The sequence below is a fragment of the Hymenobacter cheonanensis genome (assembly GCF_030581075.1).
Taxonomy (GTDB): Bacteria; Bacteroidota; Bacteroidia; order Cytophagales; family Hymenobacteraceae; genus Hymenobacter.
The window spans coordinates 546323-555697 of record NZ_JAUQSW010000003.1 but is presented as its reverse complement, the minus strand read 5'-3'; the positions used below and the strand labels follow the sequence as shown (position 1 = coordinate 555697).

At 66.7% G+C, this 9375-nt stretch carries 8 protein-coding genes; 7 read left to right on the top strand and 1 reads right to left on the bottom strand.

Features of this window, described 5'->3' with window-relative positions:
- The 4 genes from Q5H89_RS08820 to Q5H89_RS08805 all read left to right on the top strand — a co-directional run.
- Positions 1–699, top strand: a 699-nt coding sequence (locus Q5H89_RS08820; protein WP_305018925.1) for a hypothetical protein, incomplete at its 5' end; no start/stop codon positions are given.
- Positions 700–790: 91 nt separating this feature from the next.
- Entirely contained in the window at positions 791–1477 is a 687-nt protein-coding gene (locus Q5H89_RS08815; protein ID WP_305018924.1) for a response regulator transcription factor, read from the top strand.
- Positions 1478–1480: 3 nt separating this feature from the next.
- Complete coding sequence (locus Q5H89_RS08810) at positions 1481–2962, top strand: HAMP domain-containing sensor histidine kinase (RefSeq protein WP_305018923.1); 1482 nt, start codon at positions 1481–1483, stop codon at positions 2960–2962.
- A gap of 480 nt (positions 2963–3442) precedes the next feature.
- Positions 3443–5461, top strand: coding sequence for a DUF4394 domain-containing protein (locus Q5H89_RS08805; protein ID WP_305018922.1), 2019 nt, complete (start codon positions 3443–3445; stop codon positions 5459–5461).
- 128 nt (positions 5462–5589) lie between these two features.
- Here Q5H89_RS08805 and Q5H89_RS08800 read toward each other — a convergent pair whose 3' ends face one another.
- Positions 5590–6339, bottom strand: a complete 750-nt coding sequence (locus tag Q5H89_RS08800) for an RDD family protein (protein ID WP_305018921.1) — start codon at positions 6337–6339, stop codon at positions 5590–5592.
- A 100-nt stretch (positions 6340–6439) separates the two neighbouring features.
- Between Q5H89_RS08800 and Q5H89_RS08795 the strand changes: the two genes are divergently transcribed.
- The 3 genes from Q5H89_RS08795 to Q5H89_RS08785 are packed head-to-tail and all read left to right on the top strand — an operon-like array spanning position 6440 to position 9176.
- On the top strand, positions 6440–7393 hold the full coding sequence (locus Q5H89_RS08795; protein ID WP_305018920.1) for a stage II sporulation protein M: 954 nt from the start codon (positions 6440–6442) through the stop codon (positions 7391–7393).
- 54 nt (positions 7394–7447) lie between these two features.
- Entirely contained in the window at positions 7448–8425 is a 978-nt protein-coding gene (locus Q5H89_RS08790) for a hypothetical protein (RefSeq protein WP_305018919.1), read from the top strand.
- Entirely contained in the window at positions 8385–9176 is a 792-nt protein-coding gene (locus Q5H89_RS08785) for a DUF4129 domain-containing protein (protein ID WP_305018918.1), read from the top strand. Before Q5H89_RS08790 ends, Q5H89_RS08785 begins: the two co-directional genes overlap by 41 nt.
- The last annotated feature ends 199 nt before the right edge of the window (positions 9177–9375 follow it).

The window sequence follows — 9375 nt, the reverse complement described above, 5'->3', positions numbered from 1 at the left end:
GGCCCGGCCGGCCCGCCGCCCCCGCCGCCCGCCGGTGGCCCCCGCGGCGAGCGCGGCCCCGGCGGCCCCGGTCCTAAAGGCCCGCACGACAAGGGGCCGAAGGGTGGCCCCGATGGCGGCCAGGTGCAGGTGCTGAGCGACGTGCGCGGCACGCTGGCCAGCTACCAGGCCCGCAACGATGAGCAGGTGTACGACGCCTTTGTGCTGCGCCCCGAGGGCAGCGCCGCCCCCGATACCATCCACTTTCCGCGCCACCTGGGCCAGCAGCTAACCTCGGCCGTGAAGGCCGGCAGCAGCGTAACGGTGACCGGCTTCCGCCAGGCCGGGCCCGATGGCCGCAGCCGCTTCCACTTTGTAAGCCTGACCAGCGGTGGCCAAACCGTGCGCGACACGCCGCCGGTGCGCCCCACCACGGCCCCTACCGAGGAATCGGCCACGGTAAAAGGCACCATCCGGGAACTGCGGCGCGGACCACGCGGCGAGGTTAAGAGCCTGCTGCTCAGCGACCAGAGCGTCTTGCAGCTTTCGCCCCGCGCTGTAGAGCAGCTGGCCGATAAGCTCACCACCGGCGCCACCGTGGAGGCCACCGGCACGCTACGCACCGCCCACCCCGGCGAGGCCATGGCTACTACCTCGCCCGTGCGCATTGTGCGGGCCGAGACGCTGACGCTCGGCGGCAACAAATACTTGGTGCGCTAGCCAACAGATAGTTAACTCAAAACGTCAGCCGAAAAATCTCGGCTGACGTTTTGAGTTTTTACTCTGACCATTTGCTGACTTTCTGCCTTTTATGCGCATTCTCATCGTCGAAGATGAAGCCCGGCTAGCCGGCTTCGTGCAGCAGGGCCTGGTGCAGGCCGGGCACGTGGCCGATGTAGCCGCCACCGGCCCCGAGGGCCTGGAGCGCGCCGCCACCACGCCCTACGACGCCATTTTGCTCGACCTGATGCTGCCCGGCCAGAGCGGCCTCGATGTGCTGCGCAACCTGCGCGAGTTTGGCATTGCCACGCCCGTGCTCATTGTCAGCGCCCTCACCGACAGCAAGCACGTGGTGGGTGGCCTCGAAGCCGGCGCCGTCGACTACCTGCGCAAGCCCTTTGCCTTCGATGAGCTGCTGGCCCGCCTGCACATTATCGGGCGCAAAACGGCCGGGCCCGCCGGCGCCGAAGCCCTGCGCCTGGCCGACCTGGTACTCGACCCGCTGGGCCGCGTGGTAACGCGCGCCGGCCGGGTTATCAGCCTTACCAACCGCGAGTTTGCGGTGCTGGAGCTGCTGCTGCGCAACGCCGGCCGGGTGGTGAGCAAAACCCGCCTGGCCGAAAAGGTGTGGGACGTGGATTATGACATGGGTTCCAACGTGATAGAGGTGCACATTTCGCAGCTGCGCCGCAAGCTGGACCGCGACTTTGCGCCCGCCCCGGCCCTGCTCGAAACTGTGATTGGCCAGGGCTACCGGCTGAGAAATTCTGAGCTATGAGTTATGAAGTATGAGCTAGAGACTGCGCCAGTTGCGGCTACTACCGCCGCGCCCACCGCCCGCCGCCGCTGGCGGCTGGGTTTGCGCGGGCAGCTGCTGCTGGTGTTTGGGCTGGTGCTGGGGCTAGCCACGCTGGCGGCGGGCGGCTACCAATACCGCAGCCTGCGCCGCCAGCTTACCCACGCCGACGATGCCCTGCTGCGTGCCCGCGCCCAGGATTTGCTGGGCCGCATCAGCCTCGACCCCCTGCCCACCCTGCCCCTGCCCGACCAGGCGGGCGAGATTATGCGCGTGACATTTACCGAGGCCGGCCAGCCGCCGCACGAGCTGTTTCGGTCGGCCCGGTTTCCGGCCGATGCCGTGCCCAGCCTGCCCCCACCCAATGCGCCCGGCGCCGCGCTAGGCCCCCGGCACCGGGCGGTGGCCGTGGGCCGGGCCGCCGCGCCCCCTGGGTTTGGGGCCGAAAGCGCGGCTCCTACCGGCCGCCTCACGCTGTGGCTGGGCCACCCGGCCGCACCGCTAGGGCAGGCGCTGGGGCGCGTGCAGCGCACGCTGCTGCTGGGTTTGGCGGGCAGCCTGGCGCTGGCGGCCCTGCTGGCGCCACTAGTGGCGGGCGCCGTGCTGCGGCCGTTGCGGCGCATGGCGGCGCAGGCGCGGCGCATTCAGCAGGCGCAGGATATTGCCCCGCTGCCGGTGCCGGCCACCGGCGATGAAGTGCAGGAGCTGGCCGAAACCCTCAACCAATTGCTAGGCCGCCTGCAGGAGCAGGCCACGGCGCAGGCCAACTTTTTGGCCGCGGCGGCCCATGAGCTGCGCACCCCGCTGGCCACGCTGCAAACCGGCCTCGACGTGAGCGGCCGCGACCCCGCGCTGCCCGCCGCCACCCGCGCCGCGCTGGCCGGCCACGATGCCGAGCTGGCCCGCCTGGGCCGCCTGGTCGACGACTTTTTGCTGGTGGGCCGCCTGGGCGCGGGCGGGGCGCCGGCCACGCACTGCCGGCCGGTGGCCCTCGATGAGCTGGTGCTGGCCCTGGCCGACCGCGAGCTGCCGCGCTTTCGGGCGGCCGGGCGAGGGCTCACCATTGCCCTGCCCGACGAGGCCGACGCGGCTAGTCTGCTCGCAACTACCGATGCCGACCAGCTGACGACCATTTTGCTGAACCTGCTCGACAATGCCCGCAAGCATGGCGCCCCCGGTGCCCCGGTGGCCCTGCGGCTGCTGGCCCCGGCGGCCGGCCAGGGCGCGGCCATAGAAGTAGCCAATGCCCTAGCCGCGCCGCTGGGCCCGCGCCTGGCGCAGCTCACCACGGCCTGGTACCAGGCCGACCCGCTGGCGCCCGGCACGGGCCTGGGCCTCTGGATAGCCGGGCGGCTGGCCCAGGGCCTGGGCCTCACGCTGACGCTGGCTGAAACGGCCGGCCAGCTGGTAGCGCGCGTGCAGTGCCCGCCCCCGCGGGGCCGTGGGGGTCCCGCTATTGCCAGCTAGGCGAAGAATATGGTGAAAAACTGCCAGAGAATGTCAGGCTTGCCGCTTCGCCTGGGCGGTTCTCCACGCCGAGCAGGATGCTTCGACAAACTCGACTTAAGAGGCTAAAGGTGTTTTTAGAGAATTTAAAACACGCGCTGGGCGCGTGGCCGGCAGCACAGGCTAGCAAGCCCCGCAACGCAGCTTAAACTCTTGATTTACAACAATATTTTTTGACATAACTTCGCAATCAGCGCCCAACCAGTGTGCGGGGTGCTGCCGCGCAAAGGCCGCGCTGCGGCTGGAGTAGCCTTGCGCCGGCGCCGTGGCGGCCGGCTGGCTGCCCGGCCACTACGGCGCCGGCACAGCATATTAAATCATCATTAAAATTCATACAAATTTCATCCAAAGTGCAGCTGCGAAACGTAGGTGATTTGCGGCTGTAGACGGCTGCGCTTTGCTGAATTTCACCTCATTACCTTTTCCCCCCTCCCTTACTTTATGTCGAAACTTCTTACTCGCTGGGATATGGCACTGAAAGGCCTTTGCCTGGGCGCCTTGCTGCTAGGGGCCGCCGCGCGGCCAGCCGCCGCCCAAACTGCCTATGGCATCACGCTCGACCTGACGCAGACGTACAGCCTCGTCACGTTTCAGGTAACGGCGCCGGGCACTTTCACGGCCACGGCTACCATTACGGGGCTAGCCACTGGGCAGTCGCTGGTGGGCATCGACTCGCGCCCGGCCACGGGCCAGATTTTTGCCTTGGGCTACGATGCTACCTCGACCAGCAACAACGCGCAGCTTTACACCCTGTCGACCGCCGGGGTGCTGACGCCCGTGGGCAGCGCTTCTACCCTGCTGCTGGGCAATAACGCCACCCGCGTGGGCTTCGACTTCAACCCTACCGTGGACCGCATTCGGGTGACGGGCGGCAACGGCGGCAACTACCGCCTCAACCCCAACAACGGCGCCGTTGCCGCCATCGATGGCATGCTGGCTTACGCCACCACCGACGCCAATACCGGCCAGACGCCCGGCGTGGGCTCATCGGCCTACACCAACTCGTACATCGGCAGCTCGGCCACCACGCTCTACAACCTCGATGAAGCGGCTAGCCGCCTGGTGCGCCAGGACCCGCCCAATAATGGCACCCTGAATACGGTGGGGCCGCTGGGAATCAGCACTAACGGCTCTACCCAGGCCTCGGACATTGATATTTACTTCAACCCGACCACGGGCCAGAACGTGGCTTATATATCGTCGACCACCCTGTCGCTGGCTACCGCTTCGGTGAGCAACCAGCTATACACCGTGAACCTGACGACTGGCGCCACTACGGCCGTTGGCACACTGGGCAGCGCTACGGCGCTTTATGGGGTGGGCGATATTACGCTGGCCATCACGCGGCCCGCGCTCACCAACATTACGGGGCAGTTGGCGTATGCGCTGGCAGGCACCAACCTGCTCACGTTTGATACGGCGCTGCCGGGCACCATCCGCACGGCCACGGGCATTACGGGCGTGGATGCCACCCAAACGCTGGTGGGGCTCGATGTGCGGCCCCTCAACAACGCGCTGTATGCGCTGGGCTACAACTCGGCCGCCGCTACGGGCGTGAACAACTCGCAGCTTTACTCGCTCGATGCCGGCACGGGCACGGCCACGGCCGTAGGTGCGGCCTTCCGCCTCGAGCTGGGCACGGGCAGCGTGGGATTTGACTTTAACCCCACCGTGGACCGCATTCGGGTGGTAGGGGCCAACCGCAACAACTACCGCCTCAACCCCAATAGCACCGCCGCCAGCGTGCTGGCCGCCACCGACGGCCCGGTGGCCTACACCACCGGCACCAATACGCCCAGCATCGGGGCGGTGGCCTACACCAACAGCTTTATGGGGGCTAGCACTGCCTCGGGCACCACGCTCTACAACTACGACCTGGCCCTGAACCAGCTCAACACCCAGGCCACCGCCAACCCGCCGGCCGATGGCCAGCTTACGGCCGTGGGCGCTTCGGGCATTACCGTTAATACCACCACGCCCTACGTGGACCTTGACATTTATAGCACCGGCGCGGGCGTGAACACGGCGTATCTGGTGGCCAATACCGGCACCTCGCTCGGCACCACGCTCTATACCGTGAACCTGGCCACGGGCGCCGCTACGCCGGTGGGCGCCATTGGCAACGGGGCCGTGGCGGCCCGCAACATTGCCATTGCCGCCGCCACGGGCGTAATAACGAGCAGCCGGCCGGCCGAGCTAGCCACTTCGCTCACGCTACACCCCAACCCTTTGGCCAGCGCCACCAGCCTCAGCTTTGGCCTGCCCCGCGCTGCCCGCGTGGAGCTGACCGTGACCGACGCCCTGGGCCGGGTAGTAGACCAGGTAGATGCCGGCCTGCTGCCCGCCGGCCCCCAGGCCCTGCGCTGGAGCCGCCACGGCCAGGCCGCCGGCCTGTACTTCTTCCGCCTGCGCTTCGATGGCCAGCCGGCCGGCACGCGCCAGGCCATGCTCACGGAGTAGGGCTAGCCCTTATTTTAAGCCTAAAGCGGCCGGCCCTCTCTGGAGGCGCCGGCCGCTTTTTTATGGGCTATGCATGGAGTGTTTGGCTCTAGCGGGGCGCGGCCAGCCCTGCACCACGGCCGCTGGGCCTAGCCGGCCGGCGCCACCAGGCTGGCGTGGTCGCGCAGCACAGTTTGCAGAAAGGCCTCGTTGGGCAGGTCGCTGCTTATGCCCAGCAGCTGCTTGGTTTTGAGAGCCGTTTCGTGCAGCAGCACGTGGTCTTGGCGGCGCTGGCTGTGGCGCAGCAGCTGGCGCAGCAGGGCCACATCGTGGTCGCTGAGCTGGGCGGCCTGCTCAAATACCGGCTGGTAGCCGGCGGGCACGGTGTCTTCGGGGGCGCGGGGCGTGGTGCGGGGCCGCAGGCTAAGTACGGTGGTGCCGGCCAGCAGGTCGCCCAGGCGCTGCCCCCGGCCATTGAGCAGCACCACCACGGCGGCCAGCCCGCCGGCCGTGGCAATAATCTCGATGGGCCGTAGCAGCCAGCGCAGAAAGTAGTCGCCCAGCCGGGGCGGGGTGCCATTGAGGCGCATCACGCGCAGGTGGCGGGCTTTTTTGCCAAGCGTTTGGCCATTGAAGAAAATCTCGCAGGCCAGGAAGTAGAAAATGAACGGCGAAAGCATCAGGGCGGCCAGGGCCACGCCCACCAGCTCGGCAGGGTCGCTGTAGTTGATGGCGTGGCTATCGCCGTCGCCGGCGGCGCGCACCAGCACCGTCAGCAGCACGCCGTAGGCCAGCAGCACCAGGTAGTCGAGCAGCGCCGCCGCCAGGCGGTCGCCCACGCTGGCTACTTCATACTGGAGAGTTACGTTTTGGGTGGTATGAATGCGGATGGAAGCCATAAAGGGCGCATAAAAAACGGCGGGGCCGCCCGCCATACGCAGCAAAGTAACGCTGCCGGCTCCCTATCTTCACCGCCCGCTAACCGGCTATTTTTTCTATATGCGCGAAGCAGTATTCCGCCGGCTCAACCAGGAGCGCTGGCGCCGCTACGAAACCGCCGCCCCCGTGGCCGACCCCGACGAGCTGGCCGCCCGCTTCGTGGCCCTCACCGACGACCTGGCCTACGCCCAAACCTTCTACCCGGAGTCGGACACCACGGCGTACCTCAACCAGCTGGCCAGCCGCCAGCACCAGGCTATTTATAAAAACAAGGCCGAGGACAGCAGCCGCTTTGGCCGGTTTTGGGCCCTGGAGCTGCCGCTGGCCGTGAGCCGCCACCGCTCCGAGCTGCGCTGGGCGCTGCTCGTATTTGTGCTGAGCACGCTGGTGGGCGTGCTCTCGGCGGCCTACGACGACACCTTTGTGCGCGTGGTGCTGGGCGACGGCTACGTAAACCAGACGCTGGAAAACATCCGGCACGGCGACCCCATGGCCGTGTACAAGCGGGACCCCGAGGCATCGATGTTTCTGCAAATCACCTTCAACAACGTGCGCGTGGCGCTGCTGTGCTTTGCCCTGGGCATCACGGGCGGGCTGGGCACCACGTTCATGCTCTTCCGCAACGGCCTGATGCTGGGAGCTTTCCAGTTCTTCTTTTTTCGGCAGCACGTGCTGCTGGCCTCGCTGCTGGCGGTGTGGCTGCACGGCACGCTCGAAATCTCGTCGATAGTGCTGGCCGGCGGCGCGGGCTTTGTGCTGGCGAAGGGGCTGTTGTTTCCGGGCACCTTTTCGCGGCGCGACAGCCTGCGGCTAGCCGCCCGCGACAGTGTGAAGCTGGCCCTGGGCATTGTGCCGGTGCTGTGCGCGGCCGGCTTTATCGAAAGCTACCTCACGCGCCACACCGAAATGCCACTGGCTGCCAGCCTGCTGCTCATCGGCGGCTCGGCGGCGTTTATCGGCTGGTACTTTGTGCTGCGGCCCCGGCAGCTGCGCCAGCGGGCGCAGGCCACCTGAGCGCCCGGCCCTGCTAGCTACTAAATTTTTTCCAACCCGAATTTTCCTCGCTTTATGCCCATTCAGTACTCTTCTTCCAGGCTTAGCTACACCCACGAAACCGACTTTCGCCAGGAGCGCAACTTTGGCCAGAAGGTCAGCGCCACTTTCGAGTTTATGGGGGCGCACTGGCGGCCGCTAGGCCGCGTAATGCTCTACCTGGTGGCGCCGCTAGCCCTGTTGCAGGGTATTCTCACGGCCTTGCTGCAATCGCGCATGCTGAGTGCCATCCGCCTCGCGCAGCCCGCCGACCCCACCAACCCGCTGGCCGCCCAGCGCGCCATGCTGCGCGCTACCTTTCAAAACCCGCTGTACTACTTCAATTCGGTGCTCGGGATGATTTTCATCTCGATGTGCATTCTCACCATTTATGGCTACCTGGTGCGCTGCCTGCGGCCCGTCGGGGCCGAAGTCACGCCCATCACGCCGGGCGAGGTGTGGCAGGTGGTGCGGGGCCACCTGGTGGGCACATTCTTCTCGCTTTGGGGCCTGACGCTGGTAATAATGGTGGGCTTTCTGGTCTTCTTTTTTCCCGGCGTGTACCTGAGCGTGGCGCTAAGCCTGTTTTTCATTGTGCGAGTGGTAGAGGGCACTGGGTTTTTCGGCACCATCGGCCGCTGCCTGCGCCTGACGAAAGGCAAGTGGTGGTCCACGTTTGGGGTGATTTTTATCATGATTGTGCTGCTCTACGCGCTGCTTTTCGGCCTGAATACGGTACTGGGCATGTTGATTGCCGGGCTGCACGGAGCCTTCACGCCCACCACCCCGGGGCAGGCCAGCGATATTTTTGCCATCGTCATGGCGGTGTTTCTCACGGTTGCCTTCTTTTTGCTGTATCCGCCCCTGCTGCTGGTGCTGGCTTTCCAGTACTTCAACCTGGTAGAGCGCCACGAGGCCGTGGGCCTGCTGCACCTGGTGGGCCAGCTAGGCCAGGCCCCGCTGGCCAGCCCCGATGGCAGCACCTATCGCCCCCAAGAAGAAGGTGAATACTAGATTCTTAACGCGCACTACCGGGCAGTGGCTGCTGCTAGGGTGCCTGGCGCTGGGCGGCGGCGTGGCGGCCCAGCCCGCACCCGCGCCGGCTACCCAGGCGCCCGCCGTGCGCCTGCGCCAGCCGCCGGCGGTGGTCGCCCGCCTGCGCGAGCTGGCCGGCGAGCGGGCCTTTGACTACCAGCAGGAGCCCCCGGCCGATGATGCCCGGGCCAGCGCGTGGCAACGCTTCTGGCGGCGGGTGTTTCGGTGGCTGCGCGAGCTATTTGGGGGCCGCGATGCGCCTACCTACAACGGCTTCTGGTGCTGGGTTATCTACGGGCTGCTGGCCGCCGCCGCGGGCTGGGTGGTGCTGAAGCTGCTGCAGGTAGACCTTACATGGGCTTTCGGGCGCGCCCCGCGCCGGGCACCGCTGGCCTACGAAACGCTGGGCGAGAACATCCACGAGCTGGATTTTGAGGAGGAGCTGCGGGCGGCCGAGGAGGCCGGCAATCGGCGCCTGGCCGTGCGGCTAGGCTACCTGGCCCTGCTCAAGCAGCTCAGCGACCGCGACCTCATTGCCTGGCAGCCCGACAAAACCAACCACGCCTACCTGGGCGAGCTGGCCAGCCAGCGCCCCGCCCTGCGCCCGCCCTTCGCCGAGCTTACCCGGCAGTTTGAGTACGTGTGGTACGGCGAGCTGCCGCTCACCCCGGCCCAATACACCGAGGTGCGCGCCGCCCAAGTGTCTTTAAGTAAAACACTTACTGATTAATATGCAAGTGTGCTGATTCATATGCAAGCGTGCTCCCCACCCCGGCCCCTCCCCTGCGGAAGAGGCGAGCCGATTGCCAGTGGTCGTAAGGTAAGCCGACGCCAGGCTCCCCTCCCCCGCAGGGGAGGGGCCGGAGAAAATCTTAACCGCCCTTAGCGACGTGCAGGCTCCCCTCCCCCGCAGGGGAGGGGCCGGGGGT